Below are 14900 nucleotides of genomic sequence, written 5' to 3'. Positions count from 1 at the left end.
GTGACCCGGGCCGCGCCGCTCGTGCCCGGTCACGGCGATGGAGACGGGGGTCGGGCTTCCAGCGGCGGCAGGGGCGGAATCGCCCACCGGATGGCTGCCGTGATCGCCCGGCCCCCGACGCGGGCCGCCGGCAGCAGCAGGCGGGTGGTCAGGGGCAGCGGGAGCGAGGCCCGGGCCCACGGTGGCAGCAGCTCGACCGCGGCGGCGGCGAGGAGGGCGTAGGGGAGCAACGCGGGCTTGGGCAGGGGAGGACTCGCCAGCAGATAGCGCGCCGTTGCGTGGGACTCCGGGGTGGCCCGCAGCTCGGAACGGTAACCGGCGAGGCATGCCACCAGCTCGGCCCGTGACTCCGGCGGACGCTCCACTCCCAGCCGCCGGGCGACGCGCGCCATGTCTGCCACGTAGCCGTCCTCTCCCGCCGGATCCAGCGGGCACCGCCCGTAGCGTTGGTGAGCCCTCAGGAAGCAGTAGGCCTCCGCGGCGTGCACCCAGGCGAGCAGGTGAGGTTCGGATGCGCGGTACGCCACACCGTCCGGAGTGGTCCCCACGACCCTTTCGTGGACATGTCGCACCCTCAGCACCGCATGCTCGGCATCTTCGGCTCTGCCGAACGTGGTCACCGCGAGGAACGTGCTCGTGCGCTGCAGTCGGCCCCACGGATCTCCCTGGAACCCGGAGTGCGCCGAGACTGCGGCCATGGCAACGGGGTGGAGCGACTGGAGCAACAGCGCGGCGAGGCCGCCCACATACATTGACGCATCGGCGTGCACCACTCGCACTGGTCGGTCGGGGCCGAACCAGCGAGGCCCGGATGTGCCGTGGATGCGGGCGCGTTTCTCATGAGCGGCAGGACCCGCGACCCGGCGCAGCAACGCCTCACCGGCTCGCTTGCGCAACCTCGGGATGACACGGGGTGGCTCGGGCACACCTCCAGTATGTCCCGGTGCGCCGGGGGCACTCGCGGTGCGACAGCCGGTTTGTCGGCTCGTTGCACTGCTCGGGGCTATAGGTCGGCTTCTACTGTTCGCGCCGGCAGCGGCGGTGGCCTGTGGGACTGGACGATCTCGCCGCATCCGTGAGGCGCCGTAGGGCGGAAGAGATCCCTGTAGACGCGCAGCAGTCCGCCCGGCTGATCTTGAGAGCACGCACGGCGGTCAATATCCGGGAGTCGCCCATGACCATCCCCGTAGTCCTGTTCACATCCGACCTTCGGGTGCACGACCATCCGCCGCTCCGGGCAGCGCTGGAAGGCGCTCACGAGGTCGTCCCGTTGTTCGTCCGGGACCCGTCGGTGGACCGCGTCGGATTCGCCGCGCCGAACAGGCTGGCGTTCCTCGCTGACTGCCTTGCCGACCTCGACGAGGCGCTGCAGGAGAGGGGAGGAAGGCTCGTAGTGCGTACAGGCGACACGGTGGCCGAGGTGTGCGCCGTGGTGCGGCAGGCGCAGGCCGACGAGGTGCACATGGCGGTCGGCCATACGGCCTTCGCGGTCTCCCGGGAGGCACGGCTCCGTCAGGCACTGGAGGCGGAAGGCTGCCGTCTCTACGTGCATGACGGGGTGAGTACCGTGGTGCCACCCGGTGACGTGACTCCTCAGGGATCCGACCATTTCGCCGTTTTCACGCCCTACTTCAGGCGATGGGTCGACCAGCCACTGCGCAAGCCGCTCGGGGCCCCGCGCGCCGTGCAGGTTCCGCGCACCGTGCGGTCGGAGGAGCTCCCCGCGCGCTCGGCTGCTTACGGCGTGTCGGATGGCTTGGCGGTGGGCGGGGAGATCGAGGGGCGCAAGCGGCTCGGCTCGTGGCTCTCGCGCCATGCCGACGCGTGCGAGGAGCGACACGACGATCTCGCCGGCGATGCCACCTCGAGACTCTCCCCGTACCTCCACTTCGGCGCCGTGTCACCAGTCGAGGTGGTGCATCGCGCACGGGCACATGGGGGCGCCGGTGCGGACGCGTTCGTCCGGCAGCTGTGCTGGCGCGACTTCCACTATCAGGTACTGGCCGCGCGGCCCGAGACGTCGGTCAGGGACTACCGCTCCCGAGGCGATGGCTGGCGCCGGGGCGAGGACGCCCAAGCGGAGCTTCTGGCGTGGCAGGAGGGACGCACCGGATACCCGATCGTCGACGCGGCCATGCGCCAGCTGGCCCACGAGGGCTGGATGCACAATCGCGCCCGCCTGATCACCGCCTCGTTCCTCACGAAGACGTTGTACATCGACTGGCGCGAGGGCGCCCGCCACTTCCTGAGCCTGCTGGTCGACGGCGACGTCGTGAACAATCAGCTCAACTGGCAATGGGTGGCCGGTACGGGGACCGACACACGGCCCAACCGGGTCCTCAACCCGGTCCGGCAGGCACAACGGTACGACCCCGAGGGCAGCTATGTGCGTTGGTGGGTTCCGGAACTCGCCGGGTTGGAAGGCCCGGCCGTACATGAGCCCTGGCGGCTGACCGGACTAGACCGGGCCGCATACGACTACCCGGACCCGCTCGTCACCCTCACCGAGGGGCTGCGCAGGTTCCGCCACGCCCGCGAAGCCGGCTGATCACACGGAGGGCTTGGCGACGGCGCCGGCCCGAGCGTGCCGCGCCCCACGGGGCCGTGATAACTCGACGGACCGGCCAGGCAGTTCTCCGTGCATCTGCTCTCCGTGCTTCCGGGAGATCACGTCGAGCGCCTCGCGCAGACTGCTCGGCCGCAGGTACCCGGCGCTGAGGCTGCGCCCGGCCCACCCGGGCCCCGCGAGCACGACGAGTGGTGTCGTGCGGGCTCCTCTCACCCCGAACGTCGTTTCGGCCAGGTGTCTGGCAAGCGCGTGCGAGGCGGTCGAGCGCGCCTGGGACCACAGCACGACCACGCCCGGGCCAGAGCGGCGGACGGCCGCGTTCAGCGCTTCGGCAGGGACCGCGCCGCCGAACATGCGGGTCGGCAGTCCCCGTTCGGCAAGGCCGGCGGCAAGGGCCTCCAGCGGCAGAGTGTGGAACTCCTCCGGCACGCAGGCCAGTACCACCGGAGTCGCCGCACCGGACGAGATGGGGACGCCGACGGCGGCGCGCCTCAGTGCGGTCGAGACGTGCCACGACAGCAGGTGCTCCACCTCGACGTAACGGTCGTCCGAGGACGCCCACTTGCGACCCACGGCGTGCAGAGTGGGAGCCATCACCTCCTCCCACGCGGCGACGAGCCCGTACTCCTTGATGACCTGCTCCAGCAGGACCTGCATCGCCGGACCATCGAGCCGCACAGCCGCGCGGGCCAGCCCACGGCCCTCCTGTCGTACTTCTCCGAGGGGCAGCTCGCTGCCGTAGCCCGGCCGACGTCCTGAGGGTGGTGGCTCTGGTGCTGGTGTTTCTGGTGCGTCCTGCGCCGTCGGCGAGGCCGGCTGAGCTTCGGTGACCACCGCCTCGTCACCGCCGTGGTTGGTCCGAGCCGCGCGTGCGGCCTCAGCGGGAGGGACTCCGGTCGCGGTGAGACGACACATGTCCTCGAGCATCGCGATGTCCCCGGGTGTCCAGCGCCGGTGCCGCCCGCCCTCCCGGACCGCGGGGCCGATGCCGTACCGCTGGTCCCACGAACGCACGGTGGTGGGCGAGACGCCGAGGCGCCGCGCCACCGCACCCGTGGTGATGCCGTGGATCGCTTCCGCCATGGAATCCACTGTACGACGCACGAGCGATGCGAAGCGGCTCGTGCGGCGCAGGTGCGGATCAGCCGTTACTACCTGTGGCCTGCGCGATGTTGGAGTCGGTCGTGTCTCATGAGCGCGTCGTCCGGTGCAATCGGTCGTGGCGCCTGGCATCGGCCTTCGGAACGTGGTCCGCTGGACCGGTGGTCGCGGCTGCGGCCGGTCGTGCGGTCGGCTGCAGCGACGCATTCCGAGCCGGGCCTCTGCTGGTGCGTTCAGCGGGCCGGGCGGGCGGTCCGGGTAAACCGGCCCCGCCCCCTGAGACGTCAGCCACAGGCTTCGATTGAGGTGAAGCATGACCGATGTGCACCGCGGGACACCGGACACCGTCGTTGTCGGTGCAGGTCTGGCGGGCCTCGCCTGCGCGCTGGATCTGTGCCGTGCCGGGCGGCGGGTGGTACTGCTGGAGGAATCCGACGGCGCAGGCGGTCGGATGCGCACCGACCGGAGAAGCGGATTCCTGTTGGACCGCGGATTCCAGGTGTTCAACACCTCGTATCCGCAAGTGCGGCGGCGCCTGAACCTTCGAAGTCTTCGGCTGCGTCCGTTCACGCCGGGCATCATCGCCCACACGCCCACCGGGCCGGTCCGTCTCGCCGATCCGACGCGCCGGCCGAGCCCGGCAAGATCACTGGTGCCGGACAGGGCTCTGACCCCCCGCGATCTCACGGCACTGGCGGTGCTCTCCGCGCGGGACGCGGTGCTGCCGGCGGACCTGCTCACACGTCGAGCGGATCGCTCCACCGCGCAGGCCCTGTCACGTGCCGGGCTGTCCGACGCGGCAATCGCGCACGTCCTGCGGCCGTTCCTGTCCGGGGTCTTCCTGGAGGACCGGCTGGAGACCTCCGCCCGCTTCTTCCACCTCGTCTGGCGGAGCATGATCCGTGGGTCCCTGTGTCTGCCCGCCGACGGGATCGGAGCGGTCCCCGTCCGGCTCGCCGAGACCCTGCCCGACGGCGTGCTGAGGCTGCGCACCCCTGTCGCCGAGGTCACCGCCGACGGAGTGCTCCTGAGCGACGGCACCGATGTGCCGGCTCCGACGGTCGTGGTCGCGACGGACGCGGCAACCGCCGGCCGCCTGCTGCCCGGTCTGTCGGTGCCGGACGGGCGTACGGTGACCACCTATTACCACGCGGCCGGCAGCACACCGCTGTCGGAACCGACCCTGATGGTGGACAGCACCGGGGCGGTGCTGAACACCTGCGTGCTCACCGAGGTCGCTCCCACCTACGCGCGGCCCGGCACCGCGCTCGTCTCCACCTCCGTCCTCGGCACGGACCGGCCCGGCAGGGCGGACACCGTGCTCCGGCGCCTGGCGGAGCTGTACGGCACCGACACCAGTGCCTGGCGGCAGATCGCCGTGTACACCGTCGAGGGTGCGCTGCCCGCGATGCTGCCGCCCTTGCCCCTGAGCCGTACCACCCGCTTCGGCCCACGCAGGTACGTGTGCGGGGATCACCGGGCGACTGGATCGGTGCAGGGCGCACTGGCGTCGGGCACGCGCGCCGCGCGGGAAGTCCACGCGGACCTGCAGCGGGCCTGACGCCGTGTCAGCCTTGATCCGCCGCATCCATGGACGTCCGGCTGTGCGACCCCGGTGCCCTTGGCGGTGCGATCACCGCTGAGCTGGTCCGCCGCGGTGCGCGGGTGGCTCTCGCCGGACGCGATCCGAGCCGACTGGTCCGGGTCGCACATGCCTACCCAGGCGTCTGGACCGCCCTGTACGACACCTACGATCCGGGGTCGTGTTCTCGGGCCGTGTACCGTGCGTCGGCCCTCGTCGGGGACCTGGATGCCGTGGTCATCGCGACAACCTGGACTGCTATCTCCAGCCCAAGACACCGCCGCACCCGACCCGGGAACAGCTCCACAGCACGGGCCGCGGCATCGCCTACACGCACCCGCCACCGCCTACGTCTTCCAACGCGTCGAGCAGACGTGATCGCCGCGGGGTGCGCGGACGGCGCACGTCCGAGATCAACTCACTGAGCTGTCGCGGAGTGTTCGACCGTGGAGTATTTACCATACGGGTCGACCCGTATGGTAAAAAGAGGTCATGACTACTGAGGCAACTCGTCGAGGACGCCCGCGAGATGCGCTTGCTCACGCGGCGATCCTCGTCGCCTCCACCGAGTTGCTGGCCGAGACCGGCTATGCCGCCATGTCCCTCGGGGCTGTGGCAAGCCGGGCCAGGGTGGGGAAGGACACCATCTACCGCCGGTGGTCCGGCAAGGCCGAGCTGGTCTACGAGGCCGTGTTCACCACCACCGACACCGCACCGGTTCCAGACACCGGCACCTTCGAAGGCGACCTCACCGTCCTCGTGCAGCAGTTGATCGACGAGTTCAGCACCCCGGCCGCCGCTGCGGCGCTGCCCGGCCTGCTGGCAGACTTCGCTGCCGCCCCCGAGCTGCGCGCCAGGATCCGCGACGCTTTCCTCGCGCCCGCCAAGCAGCGCCTGACCGACGTCTTCGAGCGGGCTCAGGCGCGCGGCGAGACGGGCCCGAGCGTCGAGGCCAATCTGGTACTCGACGCCCTCGTCGGCATCATCCTGTTCCGGCTGGGCATCCTCGGCGAGCCTGCCGGCCCCCAATTGGCTCGGAGTGTTGCCGGGATCGCCGCCAAGGGAATCGAGGCCCGGTGAACGGGTGGCTGCTGGCCGGAGGCTCTCTGGCGACCGTGACGGCCCTGATCCACCTCGTCGTCGGCGAGCGCGATGTGGTCCGCCCGCTGCTGGGCAGCTCCCTTCAGGCCGAGCCGCGGCGTACCCTGCACGGGGTGTGGCACTTCGCCACGGTGGACCTCCTGTTCAGCGGCCTCACCCTGATCGCCCTCGCGACCCGGCCCACTGCGAATGCCCCGCTCGTCCTCTTCATCGCGGCCCACTTCCTCGCATATGCGGCGGTTTTCCTGGTGATCACGCTCCGCGCAGGCTGGTCACGCCCCCTGCTGCGGCTGCCGCAGTGGATGCTGCTGCTTCCGGTGGCGGCCCTGGCCGGAGCAGGGGTGCTGTAGCGGTACCGGCACCGTGCGCCTCGGCTGCCATCTCGTTCCCGGTCCACAGAGACTTCGCGGAAGTTCACCTTGACGAGCCGAAGTCAGTAACGAGACAACGCCGCCCCCTCCGACCCCAGCAACCCTCACGTTCGAAGGGAAGCCGCTGGTGGTCGGTTTGCGGGGTGTGTACAGTCGGCACGCCCTGCGGCTGCCGGACCGATGGGGCGGCCTTCCTCCACCGGCCAGGTGAAACTGTGACGAGCACGTCCCACGAGCCAGAATGCTCGTCCGAGACCGCCGCGCCGCGGTCCTTGATCGAACGCAAGCAGCGGATGCGGCGTCGTCTGGAGCGGTTGATCGGAATCGCGGCCACGGAAGGCAACGCGCTGCTGCCGCTGCGCAACGGGGACGAGATCTTCGCAGCGATGCTGAAGAGCATCCGCGCTGCGGAGCACACCGTGGACATGATGACGTTCGTGTATTGGCGCGGCGACATAGCCCGCCGGTTTGCCGAGGCGCTGGCGGACCGGGCCCGTAACGGTGTACGCGTACGCCTGCTGTTGGACGGCTTCGGTAGTCGCCTCATCGAACAGGACCTACTTGATCTGATGGACCGGGCCGGGGCCGAGGTGGCGTGGTTTCGCAAGCCCCTGTACCTGTCGCCCCTCAAGCAGAATCACCGCTGCCACCGCAAGGTGCTGGTGGTGGACGAGTCGGTGGCCTACACCGGTGGAGTGGGAATTGCCGAGGAGTGGTGCGGCAATGCTCGCAACGAGAACGAGTGGCGCGACACCCACGTCCAGGTCCGTGGACCCGCAGTGGACGGTTTGGCCGCAGCTTTCGCGCAGAACTGGGCGGAATGCCATGACACTCTCTTCGACACCAGCGACCGCTTTACCGACCACGAGCCGCAAGGCGACGCGGTGGTCCAGGTCGTTCGCGGTTCGGCCAGTTTCGGCTGGCAGGACATGCAGACGCTCATACGAGTCATGCTCGAATCCGCCCAGGAGTGCTTCCGCTTGGCTACCGCCTACTTCGCACCCGACGCCTACTTCATCGAGCTGCTGTGCGCGGCCGCGCGGCGCGGTGTCGAGGTAGAGATTCTGCTGCCAGGCCCCCACACCGACAAGAGGGTCTGTCAGGTCGCCGGCCAGAACTATTACGAGGACCTTCTCGCCTGCGGCGTGAGAATCTACCAGTACCAACCGACGATGATGCACGCCAAGGTCATCACGGTGGACATGGTCGCTGCCCTGATCGGTTCCACCAATTTCAACCGCCGCTCCCTCGACCATGACGAAGAAGTCATGCTCGCAGTCCTGGACGAGGGTTTCACCGCCACCCTCGACCGGCACTTCGACGAGGACCTGCAGGCCAGTGAGCAGATGCGGCAAGGGCGCTGGAAGAAGCGCTCCGCCACCCAGCGGCTCCGAGAAATCGCGGTCGCTCCCATCCGCCGCTTCCTGTAACCGCAGTTGGAGAACCAGCAGTGGCTCGGGGTTGCTGTCCCGCCCGCTCGCAGGTGCCTCTCCTTCGGAGCCGGCACTGACCGCTCTTACGCAGGTGGACGGTTAACGGGGTAGAGAAGTCCGAGTCCTTCATCACGTTCGCGCTTGCTGATAGCCGACGCGCGAAGCTGATGACAGCTGCGCGCGAGGGTCGTTTGATGAGCACACTGGTCTGCCGGCATCCGAGTTGCGAGCCATCAAGCAGCGAACCAACTGGTATGACCTGGCGCACGAATACATCGAGCAAAAAGCGGGAGCGCACGCCAGGTAACACCCGCCGCACGCTGGCTGATGCCTTCGCCACGGTCACGCCCGCCCTCGTGCGCCCCGGCGCAACGTTCTCCGATCCCCGGGTCACGTCCTCTCTCGTAGCGAGCGGACTTCTCGCCTGGCCAAGCGGCCTTACGCTCTCCGGCACGCCGGGATCTCGTTCTGGCTCTACTCCGGAGTGGCCCCGGCCGAGGGCGCCCGCCGCGCCGGTCAGAGCATCGAGGTTCTCTTTCGCCACTACGCCAAGTTCCTCGACGGCCTTCGAGAGCAGGCGAACCGTCTCATCGAGCGGTCCATGAACGAGTGGCAGCGCGTCGGTCAAGGTGACGTACCCGAGGGCTGAACCGGGGGTTTGGCCCGTGACTGGTCCCGAAGTACTGGTCAGGAGGGGTGCAGTCGTGGGAGGAATTGGGAGTTAGAGCGCAAGCCGGGCTCGGTCGAGAGCGGGTTGAGCGAAGGGCGCCTGACGGGTGAAAACACAGGTCAGGCGCCCTTTCCCGGGCGTCTAGAAGAAGCCCAGCTTCTGCGGCGCGTACGACACCAGCAGGTTCTTCGTCTGCTGGTGGTACAGCAGCTGCGTCCATATTGACCAGGCGAAACGGTAGTTGGCGCAGCCTTCGGTCGGGAGCTGGTCCGGACATGGTCCGGATCTTGCTCTGGAGATGTCGGCTCGGTTCATGCTGCGACTGCAGTGCGAGCGATTGAGAGCGAGCGGGACTTGACGGCGCAGATGGTTGCCTGCCGGACGTTGGCACCTCTGTCTCACCGGGCCGTCCGCACCGCCCGCACTGACCCCACGGGACCCGACCGCCACAGCAGATACCGGGCGCATCGAACCTCTGGCCGGTTCCCCGGATCCATGACACGGCCGCGATACGGCGCTTCTTATAATGATTCGATCCACTCGCCGGGCCCTTCCAGCACATAGGAGGCGCCGGCCGCCGACGACTCGCGGGCCGTACCGTCGCACGACGCAGGGGGCTCCGGGATGGTCGCCGCCTGCGGAATCGCGACCGCGCACGCGGCTCAGGCGTCGGCGAGCTGCCAGGTCCGGCCCCAGTCTGCCCGGATCAGTACCAGTTGCCCTGAGCCTCGCTCTCGCCCGGACCTGGAGCCAGGAGCTTCGCGGGGCCGCCGCAGAGAAGGAGGAGGGTGAGCGGCTCCGCGGCATCCTGTCCACTACTCTCCGCTACCTGCGCGAAGCAGGAAAGGGCCGCAGGGCGGGCCGGATCGAGCGCGGCCTGAACGGGAGGTAGCTCACGTCGGTCGGAGTGTCAGTGGTCGCCGCCATACTCAGAAGACGTGCAACTGACTTTCAGGCGCAAGTCCAGGAGTCCTTCACCGAGTAGGAACGAATTGACACCCGAGAGCGACGCGGTGCCCGACCGCGACCTGTACCTGCTGGCGCAGATGCGAGAGGCCTTCGGGCGCGTGGTCTACAGCCACAAGACCCATGAGAAGCAGGCGGACATCTGCTTCACCAAGCACCGGTGGCAGCAGGGCGTCCTCATTGCTCTTACCGCGGTCAGCTCGGGTACCTTCCTTGCCGCGGTGGTCGGCCTGCTCGGCAACGCAGTGCTGACGAGCCTCGCGACCTCTTCTATCGCGCTCCTGGTCAGCTGGATGAGCCTTGGGGCTAAGACCTTCAAGTTCGAGGAGGAGTCCGATGCCCACCGCGGCATCGCCTCTCGGCTGTGGGATGTCCGGGAGTCCTATATCTCCCTCATCGCCGACCTGATGTCCGGCACTATCTCCGTCGCGGAGGGCCGAGAGCGGCGGGACGAGCTGCAGCGGGCCGCGCGCGACGCGTACGCCGACGCGCCTAGGACGAGCAGCAGAGCGTTCGCGCGCGCCCAGGGCGGGCTGCAGAACAACGAGGAGATGACGTTCACCTCGCGCGAGATCGACCTCTTCCTCCCGGAGGCGCTCCGGCTCGGCGAAGGCGAGGCATGACGATGAAGACCTCAGAGATCTTCGAAACGCTGCTCGAAAACCTAAAGGTCGGAGAGACGGCCACGACGGTCGCCTCGCGCCGGGATGAGATCACGAAGGCGCTCAACAAGGACTTCCGCGACAAGGACGGCTGCACCGACTACAAGCTGATGGTCGGATCGTTCGGCCGGCACACCGCGATCAAGGGCGTGTCCGACCTCGACATGATCTTCATCCTGCCGCCCGGGATCCGGTCGAGCTACGACGGGGACACCGGCCCGCGGAGGATTCTCGAGAGGGTTCGCGACGACCTTAAGGCGCGGTACAAGAACACGGAGATCCGCGTCGACCAGTGCGTCGTCCGCGTGCGATTCACGTCCAACGCCTTCAAGTTCGAGGTCCAGCCTGCGTTCGAGAACGCCGACGGCAGCTTCGACTACCCGGACACGAAGGCTGAGGGCTGGAAGGTCACCAAGCCGCGCGAGGAGATCGCCGCGACCAAGGAGTGCAACGACCGCACCTCGACGAACATGCGCCACCTCGCCCGGATGGCACGGGCCTGGAAGAACGCGAACGGCGTAAACATGGGCGGCCTGCTCATCGACACCCTCGTCTACAACTTCTTCGACCAGACCGACGACTACGACGCCGCGGGCACAGGCTCATTCGACCTCATGGCCCGCGACTTCTTCGCATTCCTCAAAGATCAGCCAGAGCAGGAGTACTACCTGGCGCTGGGCAGCCGACAGCGGGTCCACGTCAAGGCGCAGTTCCAGCCGAAGGCCAAGAAGGCGTACAACCGATGCCTCGAGGCGATCGCGGACGAAGGCAAGACGTCCGCCAACAAGAAGTGGCGTGAGGTCTTCGGCACGTCGGTGCCGCTGGCGAAGAGCGCGAGCGAGTCGTCCCGGTCGTTCAGGGACACCGAGGAGTTCATCGAGGATGAGTTCCCGGTCGACGTGTCCGAGACTGTGTCCATCGACTGCGAGGTCACGCAGGCCGGATGGCGTCCGACCTGGCTTCGCGCGATGCGTCGCGGCGGGATCCTGCTAAAGGCCGACAAAAACTTGAGGTTCGTGGTCACCAGTTGCTCGGTCGGGGAGCCCTACACGCTGAAGTGGAAGGTGCTCAATCGTGGTCCGGAAGCCGAGCGGCGGGACGCGATCCGCGGCCAGATCGTCGACTCGAGCAAGCGGGGAGTCCGCATCGAGCACTCGGACTTCAAAGGCGAGCACGTCGTCGAGTGCTACGTAGTCAAGGACGGGGTCGTCGTCGCTCGGGACCGGATCGACGTGCCGATCGGCAACACGAGCGTGAAGAGGGCGAACGCCTTGTAGAAAACCGATCCTCGAAGCGTGACGAGGCCCCGACGACTCTGCCGGGGGCTCGTCGCATCAGACACATCCGCCCCCCAGGGTTGAAGTATGAGCAGCTCTCTCGCTGTCATGTCCGAGTGCCTGCTCAACGCGGAGCTGGCTTCCGCGGAAGCGGTAGGCTGCCCGCCGCCCCGCTGAGCTGCGTTCCGGGGATCCCGGCAGGTCCGCTGAGTAGATCGTCGATCTGCTCAGCGACGAAGCAGATGCCGCCGAGGACCTCGGTGAGGAACCCTCTCAGCTCATGGCGCTGGGGGCCGCGCAGACCGTCGTCCTCAAGCAGCATTCGGCAGCATTGCTCGACTTCCTCGTCGGTCATGAGTCCGGTCGTGAGGGCGTCATTGATCTGGCCGATCTCGCGCTGAGTGCGCGCGGACGGAATGGTCGGCATCCGTTGGCTCAGCGAGTCGAAATCGGCGGCGAGGGCTTGCACCTCTGGCTCCGGGGTGCCATGGCCAGTGTGACTGCGGAGCAGTGTCAGGCAGTTGGCGATGGCCAAGGACGCGTCCTCGGGCGGGGAGTCGGCCAGTTGGAAGGCGAGGAATCGGGCGCGCTGTAGATGGTGCAGCCATATTGCCGACGCTTCTAGGTACCCTGTCGCGCTTTCCGGCGGACCGATCCTGCGGCAACACGACCCAGCTCTCACCGGGCGCGATCAAGATGCGATGGCACGGCCTCGCGTCCGTCCGGATGGGGCAGGGCGCCGGCGGACCGGTAGGCGAGCCAAAACCCTCGGCCGGAACTCGAGATTGTGTTCGGGGATCGTCGCAAGGGCAAGGAGCGGGAACGATCCAGATCCGGATGTATCCGGCCTCCTGCCTGCCGTTTTCCCTCCCCGAGGCAGCCTGGCCTATCCCGTCATCGGCTCGGGTCGAGTCCCGTTGTCAGTGGTGGCCTCTACGGTTCCTTGTGGCCGGCGCGGAATGCCCATGCGCGGCTGTGCGGGCATGAGTGCCGATCGAGTGGGGCGTCCATTTTCGCTGTTGGCGGGAAATGCGGTCGTACTTGCTGGGGTAGTGAGAGGGCAGGATGTATGGAGTTGGACTACGACCGCCTGGTCGCCCTGCGGAAGCAGAGCGCTGCTTGGCGGCTGCTGAAGGCCGACAATGCGGCACTGATGTTGAGCTTCTTCAACAAGGTGTTCGTCGAGCAGGGAGCGCGCTCGATTGCCGGTGCGGAGCTTGTCGAACGTCTGGACGATGAGTTGTTCGCCCTCAATGACCGGCTCGGGCAGGGCACGTTTCCCAAGTCCGCGAAGGCGTATCTGGATGTCTGGTCGGCACCGGGGAACGGCTGGCTGCGCAAGTATTACCCGGCGGATTCGGACGAGCCGCACTACGACGCCACGGCCGCGGTCGAGAAGGCGATCGCGTGGGTCCGGTCGCTGGAAGAGCGTTCGTTCGTCGGTACGGAGTCGCGCCTGAATACGATCTTCGATCTGCTGCGGCAGATGACGTTCGGCACCGAAACCGACCCCGAGGCGCGACTGGCCGAGCTCTCCCGGCGACGGCATGAAATCGACCAGGAAATTGAACGTGTTGAGGCCGGCGAGGTAGACGTTCTGGACAGCGCGGCGCTGCGGGACCGCTACCAGCAGGTGACAACGACGGCGCATGGGCTGCTGGCCGACTTCCGCGAGGTTGAGGCGAACTTCCGGGACCTGGACCGGGACCTGCGGAGCAAGATCGCCGCGTGGGACGGGGCCAAGGGCGAACTCCTGGATGAGGTGCTGAGCAGCCGCGAGAGCATCGCTGAGTCGGACCAGGGACGGACCTTCCAGGCGTTCTACGACTTCCTGCTCGCCCCGAGCCGTCAGGACGAACTCAAGACGCTGCTGGCCGAGGTTGAGGCCATGGAAGCCATCGACGAGCCTGACCCGCGCATGCGTCGCATGCCCCGGGACTGGCTGGAGGCCGCCGAACGCACCCAGGCCACGGTGCGGCAGCTGTCGGATCAGCTCCGCCGATTCCTGGACGACCAGGTGCGCTCGGAAGACCGCCGTGTCCTGGAACTGGTGCGCGAGATCGAGACGCAGGCCCTGGCCCTGCGCGACGTGCCGGGCGTGAATCTGGTCGCCGAGATCGATGCGGCAGCCCCGGCCATTGCCCTGCCGATGGAGCGGCCCTTGTATACGCCGGTGGTCAAGGCGCCGATCGACAGTACCGGCATCGAGGCGGGGGACGAGGAGTTCACCGCCGACGCCTTGTTCGAGGCGGTGTATGTGGATCCCGCCCGGCTCACGGCCGCGGTGCACCACGCCCTGGGCTTGCGCACGCAGGTGTCCTTGGCCGAGACGCTGCGCGAGCACCCTCTGGAGCAGGGGCTTGCCGAACTGGTCGCCTACTTCGCGCTACCGGACGACGGGTTCACCACCGTGTTCGACGACGACCGCCAAGAAGAGATCACGTGGATCGGCGAGGACGACGTCCAGCAGGTCGCCACCGTGCCCGTGGTCACCTTTGCTCGCACCAGCCCCGGCATCGCCTGGGTATCCAGCCCGAAGGAGGGGCGATGACCACACCTGCCAACCTCACACCGCAGCAGCCGTACGCCCTCTCGCTTCCGGTCAACCAGCTACTCAAGGGCCCGGTCTTCCGCGACCAGCACGAGCGGGCCTGGGACGCGCTGCTGCACCACAGTGCCGGCGTGAAGGACTACGTCGACGTCATGGGGCTGCGCGTGGTGATCGACGAGATGGAGGGCTACGCCTTCCTCCAGTCGAAACCCGACGACGAGGACGATGACCGCGATCCCCGCCTGGCGCCGCCGCGGCTGATGCCCCGCCGCTCGCTGTCCTACCCCGTCAGTCTGCTGGTCGTGCTGCTGCGCAAGAGGCTTGCTGAGTTTGACGCGGGCGCCGATGGCACCCGCCTGATGATCACCCGGGACGAGATCGTCGAGATGATCCGCATGTTTCTCCCGGCCGGCAGCAACGAGGCACGCCTGGTCGACCAGATCGACGGCCACATCAACAAGGTGGTGGACCTACAGTTCCTGCGCCGCGCTCGCGGGCAGGAGCAGCTGTTCGAGGTGCAGCGGATCATCAAAGCCTTCGTCGACGGGCAGTGGCTCGCCGACTTCGACACGAACCTGGCCCAGTACGCCGCCACCCACACCCCCCAGGAGAAGTAG

General features: G+C 67.9%; 13 protein-coding genes. 9 read left to right on the top strand and 4 right to left on the bottom strand.

All coding sequences use genetic code 11. The features are described 5' to 3' along the window. Nucleotides 1-29: 29 nt before the first annotated feature. On the bottom strand, nucleotides 30-926 hold the full coding sequence (locus tag ACIQMR_RS34840; RefSeq protein ID WP_401396159.1) for an oxygenase MpaB family protein: 897 nt from the start codon (nucleotides 924-926) through the stop codon (nucleotides 30-32). A 248-nt stretch (nucleotides 927-1174) separates the two neighbouring features. Here ACIQMR_RS34840 and ACIQMR_RS34835 point away from each other — a divergent pair, with 248 nt between their 5' ends. Next, entirely contained in the window at nucleotides 1175-2548 is a 1374-nt protein-coding gene (locus tag ACIQMR_RS34835; RefSeq protein ID WP_401396156.1) for a cryptochrome/photolyase family protein, read from the top strand. Here ACIQMR_RS34835 and ACIQMR_RS34830 read toward each other — a convergent pair whose 3' ends face one another. Beyond that, a complete protein-coding gene (locus ACIQMR_RS34830; protein WP_401396153.1) occupies nucleotides 2549-3652 on the bottom strand; it encodes a MerR family transcriptional regulator in 1104 nt (367 codons plus the stop codon). A 331-nt stretch (nucleotides 3653-3983) separates the two neighbouring features. On the opposite strand from ACIQMR_RS34830, the gene ACIQMR_RS34825 reads away from it, so the two are divergent. The 4 genes from ACIQMR_RS34825 (at nucleotide 3984) to ACIQMR_RS34810 (ending at nucleotide 8154) form a co-directional block, all read left to right on the top strand. Next, nucleotides 3984-5231 (top strand): NAD(P)/FAD-dependent oxidoreductase, encoded by a 1248-nt coding sequence (locus ACIQMR_RS34825; RefSeq protein ID WP_401396150.1) that lies wholly within the window; start codon nucleotides 3984-3986, stop codon nucleotides 5229-5231. A 513-nt stretch (nucleotides 5232-5744) separates the two neighbouring features. Next, on the top strand, nucleotides 5745-6332 hold the full coding sequence (locus tag ACIQMR_RS34820; RefSeq protein ID WP_401396147.1) for a TetR/AcrR family transcriptional regulator: 588 nt from the start codon (nucleotides 5745-5747) through the stop codon (nucleotides 6330-6332). Beyond that, nucleotides 6329-6703, top strand: coding sequence for a hypothetical protein (locus tag ACIQMR_RS34815; protein WP_401396144.1), 375 nt, complete (start codon nucleotides 6329-6331; stop codon nucleotides 6701-6703). Before ACIQMR_RS34820 ends, ACIQMR_RS34815 begins: the two co-directional genes overlap by 4 nt. A 314-nt stretch (nucleotides 6704-7017) precedes the next feature. Next, nucleotides 7018-8154, top strand: a complete 1137-nt coding sequence (locus tag ACIQMR_RS34810) for a phosphatidylserine/phosphatidylglycerophosphate/cardiolipin synthase family protein (RefSeq protein ID WP_401396235.1) — start codon at nucleotides 7018-7020, stop codon at nucleotides 8152-8154. Between the two features lie 814 nt (nucleotides 8155-8968). On the opposite strand, the gene ACIQMR_RS34805 is transcribed toward ACIQMR_RS34810, so the two are convergent. Beyond that, on the bottom strand, nucleotides 8969-9142 hold the full coding sequence (locus tag ACIQMR_RS34805) for a hypothetical protein (RefSeq protein ID WP_401396141.1): 174 nt from the start codon (nucleotides 9140-9142) through the stop codon (nucleotides 8969-8971). Nucleotides 9143-9819: 677 nt separating this feature from the next. On the opposite strand from ACIQMR_RS34805, the gene ACIQMR_RS34800 reads away from it, so the two are divergent. Together ACIQMR_RS34800 and ACIQMR_RS34795 are read left to right on the top strand one after the other, a co-directional pair. After that, nucleotides 9820-10416 (top strand): SLATT domain-containing protein, encoded by a 597-nt coding sequence (locus ACIQMR_RS34800; protein WP_401396138.1) that lies wholly within the window; start codon nucleotides 9820-9822, stop codon nucleotides 10414-10416. After that, nucleotides 10413-11732, top strand: coding sequence for an SMODS domain-containing nucleotidyltransferase (locus ACIQMR_RS34795; RefSeq protein WP_355954160.1), 1320 nt, complete (start codon nucleotides 10413-10415; stop codon nucleotides 11730-11732). Before ACIQMR_RS34800 ends, ACIQMR_RS34795 begins: the two co-directional genes overlap by 4 nt. A gap of 124 nt (nucleotides 11733-11856) precedes the next feature. On the opposite strand, the gene ACIQMR_RS34790 is transcribed toward ACIQMR_RS34795, so the two are convergent. Continuing rightward, entirely contained in the window at nucleotides 11857-12267 is a 411-nt protein-coding gene (locus tag ACIQMR_RS34790; protein WP_401396135.1) for a hypothetical protein, read from the bottom strand. Between the two features lie 534 nt (nucleotides 12268-12801). Between ACIQMR_RS34790 and ACIQMR_RS34785 the strand changes: the two genes are divergently transcribed. Together ACIQMR_RS34785 and ACIQMR_RS34780 are read left to right on the top strand one after the other, a co-directional pair. Next, complete coding sequence (locus ACIQMR_RS34785; protein WP_401396132.1) at nucleotides 12802-14283, top strand: DUF3375 domain-containing protein; 1482 nt, start codon at nucleotides 12802-12804, stop codon at nucleotides 14281-14283. Further along, on the top strand, nucleotides 14280-14900 hold the full coding sequence (locus ACIQMR_RS34780; protein ID WP_401396129.1) for a DUF4194 domain-containing protein: 621 nt from the start codon (nucleotides 14280-14282) through the stop codon (nucleotides 14898-14900). The genes ACIQMR_RS34785 and ACIQMR_RS34780 overlap by 4 nt, the downstream gene beginning before the upstream one ends.

Origin of the sequence: Streptomyces sp. NPDC091376 (assembly GCF_044757085.1) — a bacterium.
Taxonomy (GTDB): Bacteria; Actinomycetota; Actinomycetes; order Streptomycetales; family Streptomycetaceae; genus Streptomyces; species Streptomyces pratisoli.
This window is presented reverse-complemented; position numbering and strand designations above follow the sequence as displayed.